The 23,181-nt window shown below is 57.6% G+C and carries 21 protein-coding genes; 8 read left to right on the forward strand and 13 right to left on the reverse strand.

Annotated elements, in window-relative coordinates:
* Window positions 1–32 precede the first annotated feature (32 nt).
* The 4 genes from SH661x_RS08420 to SH661x_RS08435 form a co-directional block, all read right to left on the reverse strand.
* Entirely contained in the window at window positions 33–491 is a 459-nt protein-coding gene (locus SH661x_RS08420; protein ID WP_437229908.1) for a DUF6428 family protein, read from the reverse strand.
* 31 nt (window positions 492–522) lie between these two features.
* Window positions 523–906 (reverse strand): ArsR/SmtB family transcription factor, encoded by a 384-nt coding sequence (locus SH661x_RS08425; RefSeq protein WP_437229910.1) that lies wholly within the window; start codon window positions 904–906, stop codon window positions 523–525.
* 110 nt (window positions 907–1,016) lie between these two features.
* Complete coding sequence (gene rnr / locus SH661x_RS08430; RefSeq protein ID WP_437229912.1) at window positions 1,017–3,257, reverse strand: ribonuclease R; 2,241 nt, start codon at window positions 3,255–3,257, stop codon at window positions 1,017–1,019.
* 838 nt (window positions 3,258–4,095) lie between these two features.
* Window positions 4,096–4,608 (reverse strand): hypothetical protein, encoded by a 513-nt coding sequence (locus SH661x_RS08435; RefSeq protein WP_437229914.1) that lies wholly within the window; start codon window positions 4,606–4,608, stop codon window positions 4,096–4,098.
* Window positions 4,609–4,900: 292 nt separating this feature from the next.
* Between SH661x_RS08435 and SH661x_RS08440 the strand changes: the two genes are divergently transcribed.
* The 3 genes from SH661x_RS08440 (at window position 4,901) to SH661x_RS08450 (ending at window position 8,066) form a co-directional block, all read left to right on the forward strand.
* Complete coding sequence (locus SH661x_RS08440) at window positions 4,901–5,641, forward strand: sugar phosphate isomerase/epimerase family protein (protein WP_437229916.1); 741 nt, start codon at window positions 4,901–4,903, stop codon at window positions 5,639–5,641.
* Window positions 5,642–6,416: 775 nt separating this feature from the next.
* Window positions 6,417–7,448 (forward strand): DUF1559 family PulG-like putative transporter, encoded by a 1,032-nt coding sequence (locus tag SH661x_RS08445; protein WP_437229918.1) that lies wholly within the window; start codon window positions 6,417–6,419, stop codon window positions 7,446–7,448.
* A 219-nt stretch (window positions 7,449–7,667) separates the two neighbouring features.
* The gene (locus tag SH661x_RS08450; protein WP_437229920.1) at window positions 7,668–8,066 is read left to right on the forward strand and encodes a carboxypeptidase-like regulatory domain-containing protein; all 399 of its coding nucleotides are present in this window, start codon (window positions 7,668–7,670) and stop codon (window positions 8,064–8,066) included.
* Window positions 8,067–8,279: 213 nt separating this feature from the next.
* Here SH661x_RS08450 and SH661x_RS08455 read toward each other — a convergent pair whose 3' ends face one another.
* Window positions 8,280–8,804: a hypothetical protein gene (locus tag SH661x_RS08455; RefSeq protein WP_437229922.1), complete on the reverse strand. Its 525-nt coding sequence runs from the start codon at window positions 8,802–8,804 to the stop codon at window positions 8,280–8,282.
* 478 nt (window positions 8,805–9,282) lie between these two features.
* Between SH661x_RS08455 and SH661x_RS08460 the strand changes: the two genes are divergently transcribed.
* Window positions 9,283–10,464, forward strand: a complete 1,182-nt coding sequence (locus SH661x_RS08460) for a XylR family transcriptional regulator (protein ID WP_437229924.1) — start codon at window positions 9,283–9,285, stop codon at window positions 10,462–10,464.
* Between the two features lie 31 nt (window positions 10,465–10,495).
* Here SH661x_RS08460 and tadA read toward each other — a convergent pair whose 3' ends face one another.
* Complete coding sequence (gene tadA / locus SH661x_RS08465; protein ID WP_437229926.1) at window positions 10,496–10,984, reverse strand: tRNA adenosine(34) deaminase TadA; 489 nt, start codon at window positions 10,982–10,984, stop codon at window positions 10,496–10,498.
* A 378-nt stretch (window positions 10,985–11,362) separates the two neighbouring features.
* Here tadA and holB point away from each other — a divergent pair, with 378 nt between their 5' ends.
* Together holB and SH661x_RS08475 are read left to right on the forward strand one after the other, a co-directional pair.
* Window positions 11,363–12,370, forward strand: coding sequence for a DNA polymerase III subunit delta' (holB, locus tag SH661x_RS08470; RefSeq protein ID WP_437229928.1), 1,008 nt, complete (start codon window positions 11,363–11,365; stop codon window positions 12,368–12,370).
* A 122-nt stretch (window positions 12,371–12,492) separates the two neighbouring features.
* A complete protein-coding gene (locus SH661x_RS08475; RefSeq protein WP_437229930.1) occupies window positions 12,493–14,184 on the forward strand; it encodes a glutamine--tRNA ligase/YqeY domain fusion protein in 1,692 nt (563 codons plus the stop codon).
* Window positions 14,185–14,334: 150 nt separating this feature from the next.
* Here the strand turns inward: SH661x_RS08475 and SH661x_RS08480 are convergent, their stop codons facing one another.
* A complete protein-coding gene (locus SH661x_RS08480; RefSeq protein ID WP_437229932.1) occupies window positions 14,335–15,177 on the reverse strand; it encodes a sugar transferase in 843 nt (280 codons plus the stop codon).
* A gap of 550 nt (window positions 15,178–15,727) precedes the next feature.
* Here SH661x_RS08480 and fabF point away from each other — a divergent pair.
* Both fabF and SH661x_RS08490 read left to right on the forward strand, forming a co-directional pair.
* Window positions 15,728–17,011, forward strand: a complete 1,284-nt coding sequence (gene fabF, locus SH661x_RS08485) for a beta-ketoacyl-ACP synthase II (RefSeq protein ID WP_437229934.1) — start codon at window positions 15,728–15,730, stop codon at window positions 17,009–17,011.
* A 73-nt stretch (window positions 17,012–17,084) separates the two neighbouring features.
* Complete coding sequence (locus SH661x_RS08490; protein WP_437229936.1) at window positions 17,085–18,068, forward strand: alpha/beta hydrolase; 984 nt, start codon at window positions 17,085–17,087, stop codon at window positions 18,066–18,068.
* Between the two features lie 16 nt (window positions 18,069–18,084).
* Here the strand turns inward: SH661x_RS08490 and SH661x_RS08495 are convergent, their stop codons facing one another.
* The 6 genes from SH661x_RS08495 to SH661x_RS08520 all read right to left on the reverse strand — a co-directional run bounded on the left by SH661x_RS08495 (window position 18,085) and on the right by SH661x_RS08520 (window position 23,087).
* Window positions 18,085–18,462, reverse strand: coding sequence for a hypothetical protein (locus SH661x_RS08495; RefSeq protein WP_437229938.1), 378 nt, complete (start codon window positions 18,460–18,462; stop codon window positions 18,085–18,087).
* Between the two features lie 40 nt (window positions 18,463–18,502).
* The gene (locus tag SH661x_RS08500) at window positions 18,503–19,189 is read right to left on the reverse strand and encodes a metallophosphoesterase family protein (protein ID WP_437229940.1); all 687 of its coding nucleotides are present in this window, start codon (window positions 19,187–19,189) and stop codon (window positions 18,503–18,505) included.
* A gap of 116 nt (window positions 19,190–19,305) precedes the next feature.
* Complete coding sequence (locus tag SH661x_RS08505; RefSeq protein ID WP_437229942.1) at window positions 19,306–20,586, reverse strand: terminase large subunit domain-containing protein; 1,281 nt, start codon at window positions 20,584–20,586, stop codon at window positions 19,306–19,308.
* A 67-nt stretch (window positions 20,587–20,653) separates the two neighbouring features.
* On the reverse strand, window positions 20,654–21,322 hold the full coding sequence (locus tag SH661x_RS08510; protein ID WP_437229944.1) for a hypothetical protein: 669 nt from the start codon (window positions 21,320–21,322) through the stop codon (window positions 20,654–20,656).
* A 384-nt stretch (window positions 21,323–21,706) separates the two neighbouring features.
* Window positions 21,707–22,465 (reverse strand): ATP-binding cassette domain-containing protein, encoded by a 759-nt coding sequence (locus SH661x_RS08515; protein ID WP_437229946.1) that lies wholly within the window; start codon window positions 22,463–22,465, stop codon window positions 21,707–21,709.
* Window positions 22,466–22,508: 43 nt separating this feature from the next.
* On the reverse strand, window positions 22,509–23,087 hold the full coding sequence (locus tag SH661x_RS08520) for a ParB N-terminal domain-containing protein (protein ID WP_437229948.1): 579 nt from the start codon (window positions 23,085–23,087) through the stop codon (window positions 22,509–22,511).
* Window positions 23,088–23,181 lie beyond the last annotated feature (94 nt).

Genomic DNA, 23,181 nt, shown 5'->3' on the forward strand with positions numbered 1-23,181 from the left:
CCGATTCAGACGCTGGAAGAGACAATGAACTGCTAACAGCAGCCCGTTGAAGAGCAGCAGTCAGAGGAAAGAACCGTCAGACCGCACCGGTCGGGAGCCAGACAATCGGTCTTCTTGGACGTCAGCCGCAGTTCAATTTCCTGTGCGGTCGTCCGGATTTCTGAAACGGGATACTGGGAGATGACGCCGGCATCGAATTCGATTTCGACCGGCAGGTCATCGCTTCTCAGCAGCGGCGATGCCATTTCCAGGATCGTTCCTAGTTTCGACGGAGAGAGGCGATGGTCCAGGTCATTGGCCACCCAGGTCTGCAGGACGCAGGCAGCTGTCGAGCGGACTGTTCCGCCGCAGTCTATGAAGTCTTTCTGAACGCGGCCCACCTCGGTCACGTGAAAGTGATGGGGAATCAGGTTTCCGTTGGGGAGCCGCACGTTGAGGGCGGCGGAGGGGTTCTCTGCCAGCACGGCCTTGAATTGTTGAAGGGTCATCATCTCTCCGGGATCACAGGAACGAATTCGGAATTCAGTCTTCAGCGCAGCAACGGGCGCTGCGCACGCTCAGCGGTTCACGGGCCACCGCTTCCTCCATCAGGCACAAGCCTTGTTCCAGCAAGGACTGCACACAGATGTCGATGACTTTGTATTTGGCGTTGGGCCCCTCTTTTCTCGAAACGAGAATTCCCAGGTCGGACAGGTGACGCAACTGGTTGGAGACGGTTTGAACTTTCATCCCGACAAGCTGTGCCAGGTCGGTCACGCACACCTCATCGAGTTTGATCAGGGCGTGAAGGAGTCTGAGCCGGGTGTCTGAAGCGAGGACTTTAAAAACAGCCGCCAGCCCTCCCGCCTGAATCGGGGAGAGCAGCGAGCGGTTCTTCAGTGGGAGTGGCGTGCGGCACTGTTTCAAGGTGAACTTCCCTCTGTTCGTGCACAATTACTGGATTACATGGAATAGTGTAATGATTCCGGGAAGCTGTCACAAGACCTTCTTCCAATGCCGGAATTCCCTAACTCAGCTCACTTCCCTTTTCGCCGAGACTTTCCCGGGGGGCGCTTTTTCGAGCGCGGTCGCGGGGTGCGCTCGGCGTTCAGCTGTGCACGGTTTGAAGTTCGGCGCGCCGGAGACTTGCCGGGACCTTCCAGCAATTTGAAATTCATTTCACGCCGGTCGACATCGACGCTCGCAATCTCGACACGGACCCGGTCGCCGAGTCGGAACATCTTTCCGCTTCTGGAGACCAGGGCCATCTTGGCCCGATCGAAATCGAAGTAATCCCCGCGCGAGAGACTGCTGATGTGGACCAGACCTTCCGCAGGAATCTCCACGCCCCGGCAGAAGAAGCCATAACGGTCGACGCCGGTGATGATGGCATCCATCTGCTCGCCGACACGGGTTTCCATGTAGCTGAGCAGTTTGATCTTGATCAGTTCGCGTTCCGCACGTTCTGCCCGGCGTTCGGTCGTGGAGCAATGCCGTCCCAATCGCAGGGTTTCTTCCATGCTCTGGCCCATCGCGTTTTTCTGATGAGTCAGCACAGCCATCAGCAGGCGGTGAATGGTCAGGTCCGGATACCGGCGGATCGGGCTGGTGAAGTGACAGTAATTCGCCTCAGCCAGTGCGTAGTGTCCTTCTTCGACGGGTGAGTAGATCGCCTGTTTCAGGCTGCGGAGGACCGCATAATGGATGGAGTGTTCTTCAGGCGTTCCTTTGACTCGTTCGAGCAGTCGCTGCAGGTCTCCCCTGCTCTGCACTTTCTTCATGGGGTAGCCGAGGTTCTCGACGAACTCCCCCAGTGCAGTCATCTTCTGCAGACTTGGATCCTGATGAACGCGGCGGAGGAAATGCAGGCCGCGATCATTGAGTTCGGTCGCGACAGCCACGTTGGCTGCCAGCATGAATTCCTCAATCATCTGATGGCTTGCGTCGTGCTCGGTTTCATGGGCACCGATCACCTTGCCGTCCGCATCCAGGTCCAACTTCACTTCCGGCATATCCAGCTCCAGAGCGGTGCGGGCGAAACGCCGCTGCCGGAGGATCATCGCCAGCGTGTGCATATCGCTGAGCAGCTGGCGAATCTCCGGCGTGGTCTCCGGAGTAGAATCGGTCTGTCGCATCTCGATGAGAGGCATCACCTGTTCGTAAGCAAATCGCTGCTTGACTCGAATGGCTGAGCGCGCGAACCGGCTGCTGACGCGGATCCCCTCGTTATTGAATTCCATGAAGGCCGAAACCGTGAACCGCACCCGCCCCTCCTGCAGCGAGGCCAGTCCGTTTGAAATGACCTCCGGCAACATCGGGATCACTTTGGTCGGAAGGTAAACGCTGGTCCCGCGGAGTTGGGCTTCGCGATCGATTTCCGTTCCGGGCTGGACGAAGTGGGAGACGTCGGCGATGTGAACACCCAGATGCCAGTGGCCGTTCTCCCAGCGTTCCAGAGAGATCGCATCGTCGAAGTCACGGGCGTCGACCGGGTCGATCGTGACGATGGTCATGTCGGTCAGATCTTCCCGCCCCGTCATGTCATCATCGCGGAAGTTTTCTGCTTCCAATCGGGCGGCCGCCAGCACCGCTTCTGGAAAGTCATCCGGAATCCCGAACTCGTGAATGACGAGTTGCGTATCAACCCCCGGGACGCCGCGCGGACCGAGGACCTTGGTGAGCACCCCTTCCCCGCTCTGCCCCAGCGAAGGAAACCGGAGCATCTCGACGACAACCTTGTCACCGTCCCGGGCACCCTTCGCGCCGGGGTCGCCGACCCAGATCGGTTCGCTGTAGTTTTTGCCGTCGATCTGGACCCAGCCGGATTCATCGTCTTCGGAATAAGTTCCGACAAAGACGTTCGTCGCCCGCTGAACAACTTCAACGACCGCTCCAATCCGCTGGCCGTCGTTGCGGGTTCGTTTCTTGAGTCGAAAGAGGACTTCATCGCCGCTCTGAGCATCGAGCAGATCCGCCTCTTCAATGAAAACATCTCCTGTGATCTTCTCCGGGCGAGGCTCGTGCAGAATGACGTATGCCGCTCCGCTGGCAATCTTGCGAACGATTCCAAGATGTGTGTCGACGGGTCTTCGGCCCAGAATGCGGCCTGAGGGCATCAGGACCAGGTCTCCCGCAGCGATCGCCGCTTCGAGCGCCTTTTCAAAGGCGTCCCATTTTTTCTTGGTCACGCCGATTTTCTTGGCCAGCAGTTTGGGCTTGAGCGCCTTGTAACCGGGACGCTGTACGTATTCGGCAATGAGTTCTCGAAAGCGGTTCATCACGGTTCCTGCAAGCGGGTCTGGGAGGGATCGATCCCTGCTCCTTCACCCTGTAGAGGGATTGACAGTGCTTGTGTCCACCGTACAGAGGATCTGCCAGCAGTCTACCAGCGAAGTGACGCAACGTCGCCCGATTTGCAGCGAGCCGAGTTTGTCTGGCCCCCTTACATGACCTTCTTGAAACCAGTGAAGCACGGTGAGGCTGAAGCATCATGCTGAAGATTTTGAACCACGGAAGAGACGGAATTCACGGAAGTAGAAATCCAAGGTCTGAACCGCGAATCAAGCAAATCTCGCGAATCTAAAGAATTGCTATTCATTCATTCGCTCAATTCGCGAAATTCGCGGTTTGAATCTCCTGCCTCTTCTACATCCGTGGTTGAATCAGATGTCCGTCCGCAGAGAAAGCAAGCTGATCGTCAGGATCGGTGGGGCGGAAGATCGAAGCAGCGACGTCCATCAAAAAGAACAAGCGTTTCCGAGACCATCCCGGAAACGCTTGAATTGCTGCAGCAGAAGCGGGCAGATTCTGCGTGAGCGGAAATATCTTATGCACAGTTCGTGCCAGCGAAGAAAGAACGCACTTTCACTAGTTTTTTCAGTGCTCCTTCCGCCATTCGATTCAATTCGATCCAGCTGGAGCAGTGTTTGGCAGCAGTGAATTAGAGCATCGACGCATCAGACGGCACGGGTACGTCTTGAAAAAAGTATGCTCGATGCGGAGTTAAAGCATCAGCAAAAGACGATCCAGAGCCGGGTATGTCAGCCGAAAAACGAAAAAGACCTCTTCCCGGAAAGGAAAGAGGTCTTGGAATTCCATCAAATTCGTTCTTCAGGCCTATTGGCGGAAGAAGTCGCTGGGGCCTTTGTGTGTGTAATAAGGATACACGACCGCACCACCGACTCCCCCTGCCGGCGGGTATACGAGGTCATTGGGAACCTGGTAGCCGTAGCTGAAGCGATCCTGACAGAGCCCGCTCCGGCACCCGTGACCCTGTCCTGGGGGGCACTCCTGATACCCCTGCGGCGGGCAGTTCTGACCAGCGTAGGCGGGCGGGCAGTTCCCCGATCCTCCCGGCGGGCAGGATTGGTACCCGGCAGCGGCGGGGCCGCCCGGACCGTAGTAATAGGTGTCTGTATTGTGATGTTCGTGATGGATGTCCTGCAGTTCCGCAGCAGCGGAGCGGACCGGTGTATGGTAGAGACCGCGGATTTTTGGAGTATCTCCCCCTTGTCCACCCGCTGCAGGACTCTGCCCGCGGACGGTCGCTGTGCCGAACGTCTGGCATCCTGAGCAGACCGCCATCGCCAACAGGCCCAGCAACACCATTGGTTGTTTGGATTGCATCATGACATTTGTTCCCAAAGTCGTTTTCCGCACTGCCGCAGATCACCGTTGAGCGGTCGAATTGAAAATCGGCAGAAAGTGCCTGACACGCTACGCACCCGCGACCTGCAGGCGCCCCCTCACTCTGCTTATCGACATTCCGCATGGAAAAATGCGGAGAATCCTCTGGAAAGAGAAAGTCGATGTATTCCGCAAAGTTTGCACATCTTGCAGCAACTGCCAGATCGCAATAAAGTATGCGAGCAAGCGTCAATCCGTCTGATTGGCGTCAGAATCACGAGCAGGGAGTGTACGTGTGTTTGTGGCAGCTTCGACCCGTTGCTTCGCCGAATTGGATTTCTGGCAGGCGTTGGACCAGATCCGGGATCTGGAATTTGATCGAGTTGAAGTCTGGCTGGACGAAAACGGCGCATTGAAGCCCTCTGCCCTTGCGGCGGACCCGGACGACTTCCTTCGCCGAATTCGCGAGCAGACCCGGCTTTCTCCGATCGCGTTCTGCTTCGCTCACGATGTCGACGAATCGACATTCAAAGCAATCTGCAAGATTGCCAAATCACTGCGAGTGACGCAGTTCATCGTCCCGTCGTCACCGCTGGGAACACCGTTCAACCTGGAAATCGACCGTCTGAAGGGGCTGGTCAGCATTGCTTCTGCCGATGGAATCCGGGTCGGGATCAAAACCCAGGCCGGTCGCCTGACCGGCGATGCCTATACGGCCGTCGAACTCTGTCAGGCAGTTGACAAACTCGGCATTGCCTTTGACCCCAGTTACTTCCTCGATCCCAAGTCGGTCGGCACTGTGATGGAGATGGTCGCCCCGCATACCCTCCATACGCACTTGCGAGACTCCACGGCCCAGGACGTTCAGGTTCAGGTCGGACTGGGGGAAATCGACTACAGCGAGCTGGTCGAGCAACTCAATCGCAACCGCTACGCCCGAGCTCTTTCGATTGAGATCCTTCCCGAGAAGATGGAACTCGAGCAGCGACCGCTGGAACTTCGCAAACTGCGAATGCTGCTGGAATCCCTGCTGTAAACAGCTTCTGAAGTTGGAAGTTTTCGCCTGAAACACGGGGATCCGGCTGACTTTCGGTGCGGCAGACCCCTCCCTGCCGTCTGTTGGGAGAGCCTGGAGCGGCTCTCACTGAAGTGTGGCGTTCCGGCGGCGATAACCACAGCTTTTGTTGATCAATTCTCCCGAATCGCCGCCACGCTCCCCTGAGGCAGCGGCGAGCCAGCATCGTCTCATGAGGCGTTCGCGTGATCCGGCTCTCACTGGGGTGATGTTCGGGCAGCGAGGCTTCCGTGCGGATCCGCGGTCGTCGCGATCCTCGTCCGGAGCATGAGCGTTCTGTGCAGCCAATGAACGCGGAAGCCGCTCCGGGTTTACGCGACAGACAGGCGAGAATTGGCCTTTCTATTGCCACTCAACTCTCACTCCGGGGACGGATTTCATCTCGTTTGCCCGCATTCCTGCGTTGGGGGTTCACCGGGTTGAAGAAGCTGTATGGATGCCCGGCGCTAAAAGCCAGATTCACATCAGTGTTGATGAATGTGATTACGGAATTCTGACGACGACGAGCACTAAAACTGCTTCTGGCTCAGCGTTATGAATGACTTCGATGTTGCGAATTTGCGCGCAAAACTGACGATTTTTACATCGTGATTGCATACAAACGCGTTCTTTTCGAAAAAATTGCAAAGATTGGTCGCATACGATCTTGTTGTAGGCGCTTCTGATCGAATAATTGTTGGGGTTCTTAATGAAAGTCTGTTCCCTCCCTCCCTCCACATTTTTAGAAGGTGACTGAATGATGGCGTCTGTTCCAAAGAATCGTTCCAAGAATGGAGCTGCGGGCTTCACGCTGATTGAGCTGCTGGTGGTGATCGCGATCATCGCCGTCTTGATCGCCCTGCTCCTGCCGGCTGTGCAACAGGCCCGCGAGGCCGCACGGTCAAGTCAATGCAAGAACCATCTCAAGCAAGTCGGGTTGGCACTGCACAACTATCACGACGTTCACAGCACGTTCCCGCCCGGATCCAACGGCGGTTCGACGACGGGCGAAGCGCAAGAGCTCGTTCCGAACTGGCGCCTTCACATCTTCCCGCAACTCGAACAATCGGCCCTTTACAACCAGCTCGATTTCACCTCGTCCTACCGCAGCTTCTCAGGGGCCTATGGTGGTGTGAACGCAGATCTGCTCCGGGACAAAAAAGTTCCCGTCTACATCTGCCCGTCGAGCCCGCTGGATCCAAACGGGACGACGACTGCCTGGACAGACACCCACAACACTTCCCGGATTCAGGTTCCCATGTATGTCGGCGTTGCCGGGTCTTCGATCGGCACTTCACCGGAGTTCCCTCTCGGAAAGGTCGTCGGTTTTACCAACCCTTACGGGACCTACACCAACAACGGGATGCTGCAGTGGAATCAGAACATCAGCATGAAGCACTGCGTGGACGGGACTTCCAACACGCTGATTGTTGCTGAGCAGTCTGCTCCGATTGGAACTCAGGACCTTCGCTCCGGTTACCACGGTGGCTATATCGGTGCCACGTTCCCGAATCCGGTGACCTCGTCTCTGCAGTCCGCTCCGGGAGCAGGCTCCGATGTCTGGTCGGTGGGGATTTCCAGCTTCAAGGTACGAATCAATTCGAAGACGACATCCTCGGGAGCTGAGACCTGCTACGGCCCGAACACAGCCTGGACGTCTTATCATACAGGCGGAATCCATGCACTGCTGACCGATGGTTCCGTTCGGTTCCTCTCTGAGAATACCGATATGGATACGCTTCGACGTCTCGCAGCCCGTGACGACGGCGAAGTTGTCGGCGAGTACTAAGATTTGACGGGATTCGACTCATTTCGAACGTATCCCGGCTGAGTTTGCGAGACGCATTTCCGGGTGAAATGCGTCTCCTTTTTCAGACTCGACCAGCCTGGTCGATCGTGCGCAGGCGATCCAGGATTTTCACCGCATGAAAGTCCATGCGATCCTCTGTGGATCACTGAATTTATTTTCAAAGATGCTTCCCCCCCATTGAACTGGAGGATGAACAGAATGTTGAAGTTGAAGACTGCCCATGTTCCCGTTCTGCTGATGTCGAGTATGTTCCTGCTGCAGGGATGTGGTGGCGAGAGGGCAGCTCCGACGGGCATTGTGACCGGAACTGTCACCTACGAAGGCAAGCCGGTGAAATCGCTGGTTGTCGAACTGTTCTCTCCGGAACTGGGAGTTGGAAGTACAGGCATTTCGAAGGAGGATGGGACCTTCCGGATTGATGGCAACCTGCAGGTTGGGAAATACGCTGCCACGGTCCGACCGCGGCCCCCCTACCCCGGTCAGCCTGTCGAGAAGATTCCGCCCATCCCCAAGAAATACTCGGCAGCGAAGACTTCAGGATTTGAAGTCACCGTGGCTGCCGGAGAAAACGTTCTTGAAATTCCGCTCACGAAGTAGTTCGATGGGGATAGAAGGTGACCGTGCGGATCTCGCTACGAAAGGCTGAGGATCCCCTCACCTCACCGCTGAAAATTGAACCAGCAGAAGTTTAGCTGCGCACTTGGAGTGTGCAGCTAAACGCGATTTGACAGGACCTCTCGGCAGCACCGGCTCGCGCACGTTAGTACGCTTCCATCCGCTCGGACCCGCTCGCCCCAGAATCTTCTCTTATCACTCAAGATGGTTTTCAGAGCCTGAAGCCTTTTTGATCTTCGGGATTCGCGACAGGCACCAGCCCGCTGCGATCACATTGATGAGCCCGATCACCAGGTACTCCTTGCCGAATCCTTTGAACCCAAAGAACGCAAAACCGCACGCAAAGCACATGAGTACCAAGGCGGTGGCGAGGCTACCTGCGCGAGACATCAGTGCAGTCCGTTGATGAGGACTGTGGAGCTTCGCTTCAAACGGAGACCAACCTTGCTGGATGTCAACGTGGAACAGATTTCTGAGGCGATTGATCAATGTCTCTCGTTCCTCACGCGAGAAACCTTCCAGTTCAATGGTGATCCTTGCTGACTCACTTTGGATGATCACGCTTCCGCCAACCGGCCAACACCGCCAATGCACCTGCTTGACATCCGTGAAAGCAATTTGTTTGGAGCGGAAGACCCCGTGCTGAATAATGGCAGTTCTGGAAAGGAGCAGCCGTTCGCGGAAGTATGCCGCGGTAATCCATATTGCCACCAGAGTCATGAAACTCCAGAATGTTCCAAGAACCCAGGCAGCGAGACGAGGTTGGGGGAAGGAGCCGTCGATGTTCCAAAGGGCGGCCAGAGTTGAGCCGATTCCCATCAGGGCGAAGAATGCTCCCCCTGAAAGGCCGAGGAGCAGGTAATAGCGACGCAAGCGGAAACACTGCGGGATGTTCGATGGGGAGCTGACTGATTCGGTCTCCATGATGCTTTCACCATCGCCATAGGGGGCGGGAAACAATTGGTGGCTCAGTCTCTTTTCGCCAACTTCGGAGTCATTGCACCACGACTTCAAAGGTGCTCCGCTCTGTGAATCTTAGCATTCAGCACCATCTGCTGCCTCGGTAAGCTGACCCAGTCACCCCCTGCATTCGATGCGGGACTTCTCAATTTCCGTCTCCGGATTCTTTTTTTCCGCCAGCCTGATAAGATTCGGTGAGTCGCATTTGTTCACCTGAGTCGAAAACGGAAGAACTGCCATGGCTGGCCGGGCCCCTCGCATTGCTCTTTTGATCGAAACGTCCCGTGAATTCGGGCGGGCGTTGCTGCGCGGGGTGATGCAGTATGAGCGGGAGCATGGTCCGTGGTCGATCTATTTCGAACCCCGTGGCTTGTACGACGCCCCCCCGACCTGGCTGGGGAACTGGGACGTCGATGGCATCATCGCCCGTATCTCGACGGAAGAAGTCGCCCAGGCTGTGACCGCTGCCAATGTGCCGGTGATCGACGTGCGGATCGGCGGCTTCGGAAAGGATTTTCAGCAAGTCGGACTCGACAACACCAAGATGGTGCATCTGGCGTTTGACCATCTCTGGGATCAGGGGTACCGGAACTTCGCCTTCTGCGGCGCTCCCGAGGGATCCAATCCGTGGTCTGAGTTCCGGGCGCGGGCGTTTGAAAAGGCAGCTCTCCATGCTGGGGGGAGTTTTTCGCAGTTCCGCCAATCACTCGATGGCCGGTCTCCCGCCCGCTGGGATCAGGATCTGGATGAGATTGCTCAATGGTTGTCGACTCTCCCCCGCCCCGTCGGGTTATTGACTCATAACGACGACCGGGCACTGCAGGTGCTGGAAGCGGCTCGACGGGCCGAGATGAAAGTCCCCGACGAACTGGGGGTCATCGGGATTGATAACGACGAATTGCTTTGCAACCTCGCGAATCCTCCATTGTCCAGCGTGGAATGTGGCGTCGAACGGGTCGGATATCGAGCAGCTGCGGAATTGGACCGACGGATTTCCGGAAAAGGAAAGAAGCAAAAACGGATCGAGCTTCAGCCGTTGTGCGTCATCGGTCGGCAATCGACGAATATCCTCGTCTTTCCTGATGAAGAGATGGCACGTTTGATTCGTGATCTGCGGGCGAATGCGTGTGACGGTGTTCGAGTCGACGCGCTCCTGGAGCAGAGCAACCTCTCCGAAAGCACGATTCAACGGCGTTTCAAACAGTTCGTCGGTCGATCCATGAAAGAGGAGATTACCCGCATCCGAATGGATCGAGCCCGGGAGCTGCTCACGCATTCCGATCTGCCCGTCAGCGAGATTTCGGAACGCTGTGGATTCACCGAGCCCAAACAGTTGAGCACGGTATTTCACAAGAAGATGGGAATGACGCCGATGGACTACCGCCGGCAGAACCGCATGGCGAACTTCGGAGGACTGTGAGGGGAGAGGGAAGAGGTCAGCGGGTGGCTGATCACTTCTTCCCGAGTGCTCGCTGTTCTGCGAAGAACCGCTGCAGGATGGCCCGGCAGTCGGGCTGCATCACCCCGCCGATCACCGTTGCCCTGTGATTGAGGCGGGGATCTTCGGTGATCTGGTACAGCGTGTGGCAGGCTCCCCCCTTGGGATCGGTCGTTCCATAGATGACGCGAGGAATGCGGGCCTGCACGATCGCCCCGGCACACATCGGACACGGTTCAAGCGTCGCGTACAGCGTGCAGTCCAGCAATCGCCACGACTGCAGAGCGCTGGCTGCCTGAGTAATGGCGATCATCTCTGCATGAGCGGTTGGATCGTTGAGCGTCTCCCGCAGATTGTACCCTTCTCCGACAATTCGACCTTCGAAGACGACGATCGCCCCAATCGGCACTTCCCCCTGATCGTACGCCTGCACCGCCCGGTCGAGCGCCTGCCGCATCCAGTATTCATGCTGGTCGATGTCGAGCGGGTTAGGAGGGATCATGAGCACGGAAACGATGAGAGGGGAAAGGGAACAGCACTGGAGCGTGGCATCTTGGGTGAATTCTCTTCAGAATAGGGAGATGCGCACGTTCACTCAACCCGCTGATCCCGTACTTTGTTCTCGCTGGCCCGGGAATGGGCGTTCGGTCTTGAATTGGGGTCAGTTCACCACGGAGGCACGGAGACACGGAGCGACGAAAGTGAGTGATCGCGATCGCATTTGCTGCAAGGAAGTCCCGATGCTGAATGCAGTCTCCGGCGGCACATCAAAGCTTCTCGTGTTGAATTGCCCGGAATTCGACTGGGGGGCCGTGCTCTGTTCTCCGCGTCTCGGTGCCTCCGTGCTGAACCTTCTGCCTTCCTCGTCCAGGAGCGTGCTGTGATCTGGGATCGGATTCTGGGGCATCAACTGCAGGTGGAGATGTTTCGCCGGGCGATCGCTCGCGGCCGTCTTGCGCATGGTTACCTGCTGGTCGGTCCCCCGGGGATCGGCAAGCATCTGTTCGCGCGGACCTTGGCGCAGTGTCTGTTTTGCGAGCGGATTCCTGATGAGGAACTGGACGCCTGTGGGGAGTGTGCGAGCTGTCGGCAGATGCAGGCTGGGCATCACCCGGACCTGTTGACTATTGGACTGCCGGAAGGGAAGAAAATCCTGCCGATCAGCCTGTTGGTCGGTGAGGAACGCAATCGGGGTCGCAGCGGGCTGTGCTATGAAATCGCCATGGCTCCAATGTCAGCCGGTCGGCGGATTGCGATTATCGATGACGCCGAAGCGATGAACGAAGAGGCAGCGAATTCCCTGTTGAAAACGCTAGAGGAACCCCCCGTCGGGTCCATTCTGATCCTTCTTGCGCCCGATCTGGAACCGATTCTGCCGACCATCCGCTCCCGCTGTCAGCCGGTCCGGTTCGCTCCTCTGACGAACGAACAGGTCGTCACTCTGCTGGAGGCCGAGTCGATCCCAGCGGCACAAGTCCGCGACGTTGTCGATATGGCAGAAGGAAGTTTGAATGTCGCCCGGCAACTCCTCGATCCCGGGATGATGAAGCTGTGGAAAGTGACGGAATCGCAGTTGAAGAAACAGGCTGTCGAGCCGCACAGCGCCGTGCAGCAGATTCAGGCCGCTCTTGAGGAACTTGGCGGCGATACAGCGACTCAGCGGGAAAACATGCTGTGGGTGGTGCGATTTGCAATTGAATCCCTGCGGCGACAACTGGCGGGGACGGACGATTTTCACTCTCTGGACCGCCTGGGAACGATGCTCGACCGGTGTTTCGACGCGGAACTGCATTTGAAGCAGACCATGCCTGTGCCGCTCTGTCTGGAAGCGTTGTTCGCCGAGCTGGGTAAGCGGTCTCGTGTCCCGGCAGGGGCTCGCACCGTCTGAGCGGCCGATTCCGAGGCAACCGAGAACCCCTCTTTCGCAGGCAAACTTCACTTTTGCGAACCTGCGTTGTGTCTTAGACTCCAGACATCAGGCAGTCTTTCTCAGTCAGGAATGAAAAGTTCATGGACGTTGCAGGCACGCAGTCAGAAGGCGAAAAGCGGGATTTCATGCGGGAGATCGTCGCGCGGGACGTGGCGGCAGGCACGCATGGAGGCCGCGTGCAGACACGGTTTCCTCCCGAACCGAACGGGTATCTGCACATCGGGCACGCCAAGTCGATCTGTCTGAATTTCGGCATCGCCAAAGAGTTCGGCGGTCGCTGCAATCTGCGTTTTGATGACACGAACCCGACGAAGGAAGATGTTGAATACGTCGACTCCATCCAGGACGACATCCGCTGGCTGGGGTTCCAGTGGGATGAACTGCACTTCGCCTCAGATTACTTCGAACAGCTTTACGACTGGGCCTGCGATCTGATTCGCCGAGGGCTGGCCTATGTCGACAGCCAGACACTGGATGAAATCCGCAGCCAGCGGGGGACCGCGACTGTCCCGGGGACGAACAGTCCTTACCGGGATCGCACTGTCGAGGAGAACCTCGATCTGTTCGGTCGGATGCGGGCGGGCGAGTTTCCGGATGGAGCTCATGTTCTGCGCGCGAAGATCGACATGGCTTCGCCGCATCTGATTTTCCGTGATCCCCTGCTCTACCGGATTCGCCACGCGGAACATCATCGCACCGGCGACAAATGGTGCATCTATCCGATGTACGACTACGCCCACGGTCAGAGCGATTCGCTCGAGCAGATCACGCATTCCATCTGCACTCTGGAGTTCGAGACTCACCGGGCTTTGTATGACTGGTTCATTGAAAAGCTCGGGATCTTTCCGTCCCGTCAGTACGAGTTCGCGCGGCTGAACCTGACGTACACGGTCATGAGCAAGCGGAAGCTGCTGGAACTGGTCGAAGAAAAGATGGTCGACGGCTGGGATGACCCCCGCATGCCGACGATCAGCGGGCTGCGACGCCGGGGCTATACCCCGGAATCCATTCGAGCCTTCTGCCAGACGATCGGCATCACCCGGTACGCGGGCCTGACGGACATGGTAGTGCTCGAAAATTCACTCCGGGACACGTTGAACACCTCTGCGTTTCGCCGGCTGGCGGTGCTGGATCCGGTCAAGGTCGTGATCACGAACTTCCCGGAAGGAGAGACGGAGCTCCTGGAGGCGGTCAACTTGCAGGATCGTCCGGAAGCGGGCAGTCGACAGCTCCCCTTCACTCGCGAAATTTACATCGAGCGTGAGGACTTTGAAGAAGTCCCCCCGAAGAAGTATTTCCGCCTCGCTCCCGGGCAGGAAGTCCGCCTCCGCTGGGCTTACTTCATCAAATGTAACGAGGTGATCAAAGACGAATCTGGAAAGATCATTGAACTGCACTGCACCTACGATCCCGAAACCAAGGGGGGCAACGCTCCCGATGGCCGTAAGGTCAAAGGGACGATTCACTGGGTCAGTGCTGCCCACGCGTTGGATGCAGAAGTTCGACTGTACGATCACCTGTTGAAGGTGCCCGATCCCAGCGAACTCCCTGAAGACGCAGATTGGAAGACGGCTCTCAATGAGAACTCGCTGCAGGTTCTGCGGGGCTGCAAGCTGGAGCCGGCGCTCGCTGAGTGCGAAGCAGGAACCCCGGTGCAGTTCGAACGCAAAGGGTACTTCGTGCTCGACTCGAAGGACTCAAAACCGGGACAACTGGTCTTCAACCGCTCGGTCACCCTGAAAGACAACTGGGTGAAGGTTCAGGGACGTTAGAACCAGGGGCACGGGAGGAGAATTTTAACCACGGAAAACACGGAAGAGACGGAAAGAAGAAATTCAAAAACCTGAACCGCGAATCATCTTCTTCCGTGATTTCCGTGCATTCCGTGGTTCACTCTTTTTCATCGCAGCGTCTGACGTGCGTCAAAGCGCGCCACTGCCGGTGAGGACGACGCCAATCGTGCGGACCAGAATTTTGAAGTCGTTCCACGGGCTGCAGTTCTGCAGGTAGTGCAGATCAAACGCGACCTTTCTGCGGAAGCTTTCAATCTCGTTGTCGTATCCGTTGAGGATCTGGGCAACGCCGGTGAGTCCCGGCTGCAGGCCGAGGCGATCGACGTAAGAGGGGATCTGCTCGCTGAGTCCCTGGATGAATTCGGGGCGTTCCGGGCGTGGACCGACGAGAGACATTTCCCCTTTGAGGACGTTCCACAACTGCGGAAGTTCGTCGAGTCGGGTCTTTCTGAGGAATCGTCCGATGGATGTGATTCGGGCATCTCCTTTCACAGCGAACTGGGCCCCGTTCTTTTCGGCATCCGTCCGCATCGTGCGAAACTTGTACAGGGTGAAGTGGCGACCGTAATGAAAGGCTGTGCGGCGATCGCTGCCGGGGACCCGGCGCTCCACCTGCCCGGGCGGTTTCGCGGCTCGATTCTGACGGCGGTCGACTCCGGGGGTTCGCAGATTCAACCCCACCCGGGTCTGTCGGAAAATGACGGGACCGGGCGAAGTCAGTTTCACCAGGCAGGCGACGACCAGCATGACCGGGGCGAGAACGATCAGCATCACGGATGCAACGCAGATGTCGAGGATCCGTTTGAGCCGACGTGTTGCCACGGGGAGTGAACGGATGTTCGTTCGGGACTCTTTCAGATCCAGTTCCGTCAGCCACCAGACTTTGGGGAAAGACTGCTGTCCTGCGTAGGCGACGACATCGGGCACATCGTTGCCGGCATCCGCGAGGGAAGCAGGCTTCGAGGGGGGCATGCCGACGCTCGACGGAAGGGGGTGAGTGGCAGGAACCATTTCAGAACCAGTTTCATGACTAAATCAGCTTGATTCGGGGCCTGCGGAGTCACAAATGGCGACTCGACCGAATCAATTGGAGGAATTGCGTCAAACATACCTCTGGAAGGGCGTGGTTTGAGGGTGGAGTCCAGTTTTTCCGCGTTTTGCATCAAAAACACGAAACTTTTCCGCCAGATTTAGGGAAAAGCGGGGTGCTGCGGGTCTGTTTCCCTGTGACAACACTGACGGCAGAACTCCTTACGAGACCGTAAGAAACGGGGCATTTGCCGTGGTCTGGGGGATTCCAGGCTTCTCAGAGGGATCCACGTCCCCCTATACTTTATTTTCGGAGCAAATCGACTTCGTTGCGTTGATTTCGCGCAGCATGACAAATCAGTCGGTTCATGGGACGAATGGAACTCTTTCCCTTCGCTGAACTGAGAAGTCCTCTCCGATTCGCCATCAGGCCCAGTAGCGGGCGCTGCCGTGGCTGAATGTGCATGCGACCGGAATACAAGGGCATTTTTTGATGAGAAGACGTGTCGTCGTCACGGGCATGGGATGCATCACTCCCATCGGGAATGATGTCAACTCGATGTGGACCGCGCTGCAGCAAGGGCAGAGCGGCATTGATTACATCACCCACTTCGATGCTTCCGGATTCCCGACCAAGTTCGCAGCAGAAGTCAAAGACTTTCAGCTGGGGAACTATATCGATCATCCAGAGCGGTTTGAATTCGCCGGCCGGAATATCCGATTTGCCATCGGAGCAGCTGTTCAGGCCATGCGGAGTGCCGACCTGACCGACGACAAGTTCGATCCGACCCGTTTCGGCGTTTACCTGGGAGCAGGAGAAGGCCAGCAGGACTTCTTCATGTTCATGCGGCTGATTGCGAATGCCCAGAAGGATGGGCAGTTCGACATGGATGAATTCACCCGGCAGGGTCTGCAGAGCATGAACCCGCTCGAGGAACTCGAGCAGGAACCGAACATGCCTGCCGGTCATCTCGCCAGCCTGTTCAATGCTCAGGGGCCGAACCTGAACTGTCTGACTGCCTGTGCCGCTTCCAGCCAGGCGATTGGAGAAGCAACTGAGATTATCCGGCAGGGGGAAGCGGATCTGATGCTTTCCGGCGGGGCTCACAGCATGATCCACCCCTTCGGTGTCACAGGCTTCAACCTTCTGACCGCTCTTTCCACGCACAACGAGAACCCGCGGGGAGCCTCGCGGCCATTCGATCGGGATCGGGACGGGTTCGTGCTGGGAGAAGGAGCCGGCATGCTGCTGCTGGAAGAACTCGATCATGCCCTGCGCCGGGGAGCCCCCATTCTGGGAGAGGTTCTCGGCTATGGATCAACGGCCGATGCCTACCGGATTACCGATATCCATCCGGAAGGACGAGGTGCGACCGCCTGCATCAACATGGCGCTGAAGGATGCCCGCTGCAATCCCGAAGATATCGATTATATCAATGCTCACGGCACCAGCACGGCGGTGAACGACAAAGTGGAAACGCTGGCGATCAAGCAGGCCTTTGGTGACGCTGCCTATAGAACCCCGGTATCCAGCACAAAGAGCATGATGGGACATCTGATCGCTGCTGCGGGGAGTGCTGAAGCGATCGTCTGTCTGAAGTCGATGCAGGATGGAGTGCTGGCACCGACGATTAACTATGACAACCCGGATCCGCATTGCGATCTGGATTACGTTCCCAATCAACCTCGGGAAGCCCGTGTCCGCAAGTCGCTTTCCAACAGTTTTGGATTCGGTGGCCAGAACGTCTCGCTGATTTTTTCCACTTTCGAAGGCTGAGTCGATTTCCGTGTCTTAGGATTGAGAGCTTTCGAGAACCGGTTCCTGCATCAGATTGACTTATTCCATGACCATGTGGCTGACAATTGGGATCTCCGCGATCGGCCTGCTGCTTCTGGCGGATCTGATCGTCCATGCAGTGTACTCCATTGCCGCCCTGCACCGCTTCGAGACGATGCCCGCGCTGCGGGTGGCGCCTCCACCGGAAAACACTCCCTCGATGGAGCCGATTCAGTTTCCGACAACCAACGGATTGCAGCTGGCAGGAGGAGTGTATTTCCCGGAAGACGGACAACCGCAAGGGGTCGTCCTGTTCTGTCCGGAGAACGGGGGAACTTTCGATACCGCGATGAACTACGCCCAGCCGCTCGTGGATGCGGGCTTCGCTGTGGTCGCATTCAGTTTTCGGAACCAGTCTCCCAGCGACTCTCTTCCCGGATATCGTTCGAATTACTGGGTGACCAAGTACGAAGTGGAAGATGTGCACGCGGCTCTGGATTTCATTCAGTCGCAGCCGCAGTTCGACGGGCTTCCGATCGCGCTGATGGGAGTCAGCCGCGGAGCGGGAGCGGCCCTGGCTGCCGGCGCGGTCCGGCCTGAAGTGTCGCAGATCTGGACCCAGGGGAGTTTCTCAACGCAGGGGCTGGCCATGCTCCATGCGATGAAGTTCCTGCAGACCATGGTCGGTAAGTGGGGGCAACTGATTCCCCGCTGGCATGTGCGCATCACCATCTGGTTCATGCTGCGGCTCAATGAGATTCGCAACCGCTGCCAGCTCGTGAATCTCGAATCGCTGCTGCCGCTGTGGCGCGACCGCGAAGTGATGTTTGTCTCCGGCGCCCGTGACACCTACGTGCCTGCGGTGCTGACCAAAGAACTGTGCAGATTGAGCGGTCATTCCCCGGAGACGTCGCACTGGGTCGTTCCTCACGCCAAGCACAATCTGGAGCGTCCGGCTGCCCCGCGAGAATTCGATGAACGCATCGTGCATTTCTTCGAGAGGGTCGCAGCGCCAGCGCAAGAAACCGTTTCTCGTCGAACCATCGTCGCGAAGTGATGGGTCAAGACAGGGGTCAGTTCCCTGCGAGATCCGCCTGCAGCAATCGCTGAAGTGAGTGGGCTACTCTCCACTTTTCGGTCGTCTCTGACAACACGCAGGTCGCCCCCAGTTCCCGGGCGAGCCACTCCCAGTTCGAATTCGATTCAGAAACGATGCACACCATCGGAGTCGATGCCGCTTTCGCATGAATTGTGCGAATGAGCTCAAGGCTGGCGTCGTCTCCATCGACAACCAAGAGTAGTCCCTGAGCAAGAGACAGTTCTTCCAGGAGCTCGGTCTGATAGGGACGCCAGCGAAAGACGATCTGCGGAGTGTCCGCGAAGGCTCGTTCCAGTTCCGCAGTCCAGTGCGAGACCTGTTCGTGCACAAGAATGGTGATCGCGGAGTCCATGAAATCGTTCCGGTCCATTGGGACAGGTGTACTGACAACCTCAGGTAGAAGCGAACTCAAGCTTTCCCCCGGTCCGCGTTTTCCCAGCCTGGTTCGCCTGCCAGTACTCGCCTGTGTCGACATTCATGCAGGTGAGCCAGCCTTCACCATAGGCCCAGGTGTCCAGGCAGATGCCGTAGCCGACGTTGACAGGGAGCCCGGATTTCTGGGCCGTGTGACCGCAGATCACAATCTTCCCGGACTGATGCGGCTTCAAGGTGTCGAAACGATCCCAGTACAGACTCTCTTCACTCTGCTGAGCCAGCGGAAGGTGCGGACTGGCTGTCGCATGCACAAAGATGTGAGTCCTCGTCTCGTAGTACGGAAGTAACTCCCGCTCGAGGAAACGCAGGTGTTCGATCGGGACATCTTCCGGCTGGCCGGGTTGGTCCCCGGGGGCATAGGAGTCGAGTGCTTCCTGCCCGCCGAACCGGAGCCACGTGGGGAGCGACATGCGTCCGGCGAGTGCGTCCAGCAGCATGATCTCATGGTTCCCACGCAGCGGCAGACACTCCCCTGCTGCAGAGGCGTCCATGACCCACTGGACGACCGCTTTTGAATCCGGACCCCGGTCGACGTAATCGCCCAGAGTGATGACCAGATCATCCGGACGCACAGGGACAAAATCGAGCAACGTCTGTAACGCTGTCCAACAACCGTGAATATCACCGATGGCATAAAGGCTCATGCCGGAATGATAGCAGTCAGCTGTGAGCTGTCAGCCGAGGTTGCAGATTTCTCGCACTCGGAGAGTGCGAGGGACATTGTACGCCGCACTCTCCGAGTGCGGCGAAAACAGCAGCCTCACCATGAGAACCCACCCATCTGTTCGGGAGGGGTGACCATCAGAAAATCGCCCGTCCCCTGCTCTTCCGTCAGCGCCAGGCAGGCCACTCCCAGGGCAAAAGCCCGGTCATCATGGTGCTGGCGATCGCTTTGATGATCGATTCGCAGTCGTCCCCCCGAGGATTGTTTCAGAATCAACGACGCCAGTTCCGTCTCCAGATCATTGCGATGCGGACCGGGGACCGTTCCACAGCCGGGATACCATTGCACTCTCTGATGGACAATCAGTTGCCGAAGTGCGACCGCCAGCCGGTGGTTCCCCTCCCCTCCCGAAAAACGGAAACGCTGAATCGGAAATCTCGACTCCAGCTTCTGGATGGTGCCCACCAGCTGAAACTCGTCGACAATGAACCGCACGCGCGGGAACCTGCCCGCGATCTCTTGAATCCAGTCCTCCACCCAGGAGATTAACGTTGGAGACTGGGGACTGGGACAGACCACATCCATGCGATCCACAATGACGATCTCACCTTCCCGGTGACAGACGCAGCCGACGGTGAAGTCATGCTTCTCCGCGTAGTCGATGGCAGCCACGTAGTCGAAGTTGCGCAGACCCGCAGGTTGATAGCTTCTCTGTGAATGGCGACAGGCTTCGACTTCTTCCAGCGTCAGGAAATTCCCTTCCGCATGCTGCCAGCGATTGAGCCAGAGTCGTTCATAGACCGGTTGTGGCAGCAAGGCCCGCTGCTCGTCCAGCCACTCTTCCGTGATCCAGGGAGCCTGCGGACCGTCCAGAGAGGAGAAATGCCATCGCCGGTCCGTCCTCGCGTGTTCCCGCACCTCCCACTGCCAGCCTCTCCCGACTCCCGCATTCGTCAGGATGGTCAGGACGCATTTCGGCTTCTTGGCTGCTGAGGAGAGCAGCGAATACCAGAGTTCGGGTTTTCGCCAGTGACTGAGTTCATCACAGACAATGAAATCCGGGAGAGCGCCGTAGGAGCCGTTGACGTCCGATGAGATCACCTCCAGCCAGCTGCCAGTGTCTTTGTTGACGATACAGTGTTCGATGAACCGAAGAGGTTCCAGAATTTCTGGATTCACATTCGCCAGTCGGAACAGTGCATCGTGGAGGAAATGGGCTTGGGCGAGATCGGCAGCGGCTGCGAGACCGTTCACCGTTTGACGGGCCGCCAGGAGGATCCAGGCGATCTGTACCGCCATGTCAGAAGTCTTGGAATGTCCCCGAGGCCGTTCAATGTACGCTCGCCGGATTGTGGATCCCTTCGTCGCATTGCACACGCCAGCCAGATCGGTCCATGCGGAGTCGAGAGCTTTTAAAGTGGACTGCTGCCAGGGCTGGATGACATCAGCGAGTCGTACGTCTTCGTTGCCGGGAAGTATGAGATGATTTCGAAAGGCTTCCGGGTGGAGGAGAATTTGCCCCTTTGTCAGGTATTGATGCCAAACCTGCGTCCACCGCGGCGAGGTCTGCCAGAAGTGCAGGCGCTTCTTTCTTGAACTGGGCAATGAGTTCATCGTCCGTCAGATCGTTCAGTTGTCGCGAAAGGGGGTCATCTTCGGCCCGCGACCAGTCCGGTGGCGGCCAGTTCTTCACATAGAACGTCTGGGCGGTCACCTTTCCCTCCATCGCGGAACGGTAGAGCGCAGCCGCCACATTCTGACTCAGCAGTTCATTCACCCGGGCCAGCAGCTTGCGGAATTCCTCATCCTGTTCGATCAGTTCCGCCACGGTGACCAGCGAGATGTTGAGTTCCTTGCAGGCCCCCGATGGAGAGGCTCCCCGGGCCAGCAGGAGAAGAAATGATTCCCGTTGCTGTGGGTCGAACTGCGAGGTGGGAATGTCGACAGCCAGTAACCGCGAGGGAGCAACGGGGACGGCTTCAGTCTGAGGAGATCTCGCTGATGCGGGAACTTTGTCCGTAGTTCTTGCGGTTGTCGAAGATGTAGTAGACCGGGTTCGAGTACCGGCTTTTTTCGAAGGTGGCCTGCGTGAGGAGAGCTTTTTTGCCGCCATGTTTCTGCTGCCTGCGATAGATCATGGAATGAGATTCCCGGGAACGCTCCACGGTGGAAGAGACCCCCACGCGTGTGAACCCAGCTCGTTCGAAAAACGGATTGATGTGCCCCATCTGCGTCTGTGTTTCGATCCAGGGATACGGGCACAGCTCACAGCATCTTCGGACAAAACGATGTGCAATCCCTGCCCCTCGAAAGGTGGGGTGCAGCACGACCCGCGAGAGTGTGACCAGCTGCCGGTTCAGCGTTCTGAGTGTGGTCCGGTCCCAGCGGCCGTTTCGACCGAAATAGCGATTCCGCTGCGACAACGTTTTGGGAGGAGCGATGAAAATGCAGATCCCCACCGGATCGTCTCCATCCCAGAGCAGCAGCATCGTGCGGATCAGCCCGATGTGATGGCTGCGATAATGCCACCGAGAGAAATACGCCCAGTCGGACTTGGTCGCGGTGGAAATCCACAGGTTTCCTCCGAGGTCGGGCATTTTTTTTTACTTCGAACCTCATCAGCTTCCGCAGTTACCACTTCGATGTGACCATCCAGCCGACAGCGGACATGCAGCTGCGGAGACAGATCGGTGACCACGTCGTCATGAGTCGTCGCCAGCAGAAATCCGGTCCCGCTCCGAGACGCGGTCTTCTGAAGATTGAAGGCGATCATCTTTGCCAGCCGGCGGTCGAGCGTCGCAGTGAATTCATCCGCGATGATCCAGTCGGGTCGCTGGGAGAGTGCGAGCGCCAGTCGAAACCGGTATCGCTGGCCGTCCGAGAGTTCCGCAGGCGTTCGGAGCATCAGATGGGCTTCACCCAGCCCGCAGGCGGAGAGCAGCTGCAGCGAAGCTTCCAGCGGGAGCGGCAGGAGATCGACGAGGATCCGGTCGTCCCATGTCAGTTCATCCAGATCGATGACCCGGTCCCCACGGTCTCGTAATTCGGCTGCAGCCTGTCGCATCAGAGACGATTTCCCCGAACCGCTTTCTCCGGTGAACAGTGCCACCTGACCCGACTTCAAGGGGAGTTGCAGGTCACGCGCGATGACGTGCTCTCCCTGTTCGAAGTCAATTCCGAAATGATCCATCACCAGGGATGCCCGTGTGGAATTCTGCTTGGGGAGGAAGCGGTGAGAGACGTTGAGGTGGAGCATGGGGGGAAGAGGGAAGAGGGAAAAGGGGACGAGGGAACAGGGATCAGGATGGTGTTCCGCGGACGTGCAGGCGGACTTGCGGGAAGGTTGCCAGCAGGGAATCCAGTTGGGTTTGCACCCCTTCCCAGTCAGTAGGTTCCACTTCCAGCGTGGCCTGAATTTTGTCCGAAGACGCCTGCTGAGAGGACTCTTCCTGATCTACTTCGGGATCCGGGGCGAGGATCAGATCGTGAAGTTGCTGGGCGTCGAAGCCGGTGAGTGTGGCATCGAAGTCAGGCAGGTCCTGAAGTTCAGCGACCAGCTCGATCAGCTTGTCGGCGTCCCAGTCACTCGCCACTGCGGCGTTATTCAGCGTGACGTTCAGGGCCTTCTCTTTAGCGAGTGGAAGGTCGACGATAACGCAATCGACTTCCTCGTCGCCGCGATGTTTGAGCAGGGCCAGTCGCTGATGCCCCGAGACGACATGACCCGTCCGCTGATTCCAGACGATCGGCTGAACGAGATCGAACTCGTCCAGCGAGCGTTGCAACTTCTTCCAGACAGGACTTCCCGGCTTGAGTTCAACGCGCGGGTTGTAAGGAGCGGGATTCAGTTCGCTGATGGGGAGCTTTTTGAGGAGCATGAAGGCACCGTGTGAGTGTGGAGAGCGCGGATGACTGTGAGCGGAAGTTTCCGGAAGACGATTTGTCATTGGTCATTTGTCAATCATCATTTGA

The organism is Planctomicrobium stercoris (assembly GCF_051465655.1).
In the GTDB taxonomy this organism is placed as follows: Bacteria; Planctomycetota; Planctomycetia; order Planctomycetales; family Planctomycetaceae; genus Planctomicrobium.

Bases quoted from the DNA above. Each gene is read 5' to 3' on its own strand.
- SH661x_RS08420 (WP_437229908.1), bottom strand. From the start codon at position 491: ATGATGACCCTTCAACAATTCAAGGCCGTGCTGGCAGAGAACCCCTCC.
- rnr (WP_437229912.1), bottom strand. From the start codon at position 3,257: ATGAACCGCTTTCGAGAACTCATTGCCGAATACGTACAGCGTCCCGGT.
- SH661x_RS08435 (WP_437229914.1), bottom strand. From the start codon at position 4,608: ATGATGCAATCCAAACAACCAATGGTGTTGCTGGGCCTGTTGGCGATG.
- SH661x_RS08445 (WP_437229918.1), top strand. From the start codon at position 6,417: ATGATGGCGTCTGTTCCAAAGAATCGTTCCAAGAATGGAGCTGCGGGC.
- SH661x_RS08450 (WP_437229920.1), top strand. From the start codon at position 7,668: ATGTTGAAGTTGAAGACTGCCCATGTTCCCGTTCTGCTGATGTCGAGT.
- SH661x_RS08455 (WP_437229922.1), bottom strand. From the start codon at position 8,804: ATGACTCTGGTGGCAATATGGATTACCGCGGCATACTTCCGCGAACGG.
- SH661x_RS08460 (WP_437229924.1), top strand. From the start codon at position 9,283: ATGGCTGGCCGGGCCCCTCGCATTGCTCTTTTGATCGAAACGTCCCGT.
- tadA (WP_437229926.1), bottom strand. From the start codon at position 10,984: ATGATCCCTCCTAACCCGCTCGACATCGACCAGCATGAATACTGGATG.
- SH661x_RS08475 (WP_437229930.1), top strand. From the start codon at position 12,493: ATGGACGTTGCAGGCACGCAGTCAGAAGGCGAAAAGCGGGATTTCATG.
- SH661x_RS08480 (WP_437229932.1), bottom strand. From the start codon at position 15,177: ATGCCCCCCTCGAAGCCTGCTTCCCTCGCGGATGCCGGCAACGATGTG.
- fabF (WP_437229934.1), top strand. From the start codon at position 15,728: ATGAGAAGACGTGTCGTCGTCACGGGCATGGGATGCATCACTCCCATC.
- SH661x_RS08490 (WP_437229936.1), top strand. From the start codon at position 17,085: ATGTGGCTGACAATTGGGATCTCCGCGATCGGCCTGCTGCTTCTGGCG.
- SH661x_RS08495 (WP_437229938.1), bottom strand. From the start codon at position 18,462: ATGGACTCCGCGATCACCATTCTTGTGCACGAACAGGTCTCGCACTGG.
- SH661x_RS08500 (WP_437229940.1), bottom strand. From the start codon at position 19,189: ATGAGCCTTTATGCCATCGGTGATATTCACGGTTGTTGGACAGCGTTA.
- SH661x_RS08510 (WP_437229944.1), bottom strand. From the start codon at position 21,322: ATGGCGGCAAAAAAGCTCTCCTCACGCAGGCCACCTTCGAAAAAAGCC.
- SH661x_RS08515 (WP_437229946.1), bottom strand. From the start codon at position 22,465: ATGCTCCACCTCAACGTCTCTCACCGCTTCCTCCCCAAGCAGAATTCC.
- SH661x_RS08520 (WP_437229948.1), bottom strand. From the start codon at position 23,087: ATGCTCCTCAAAAAGCTCCCCATCAGCGAACTGAATCCCGCTCCTTAC.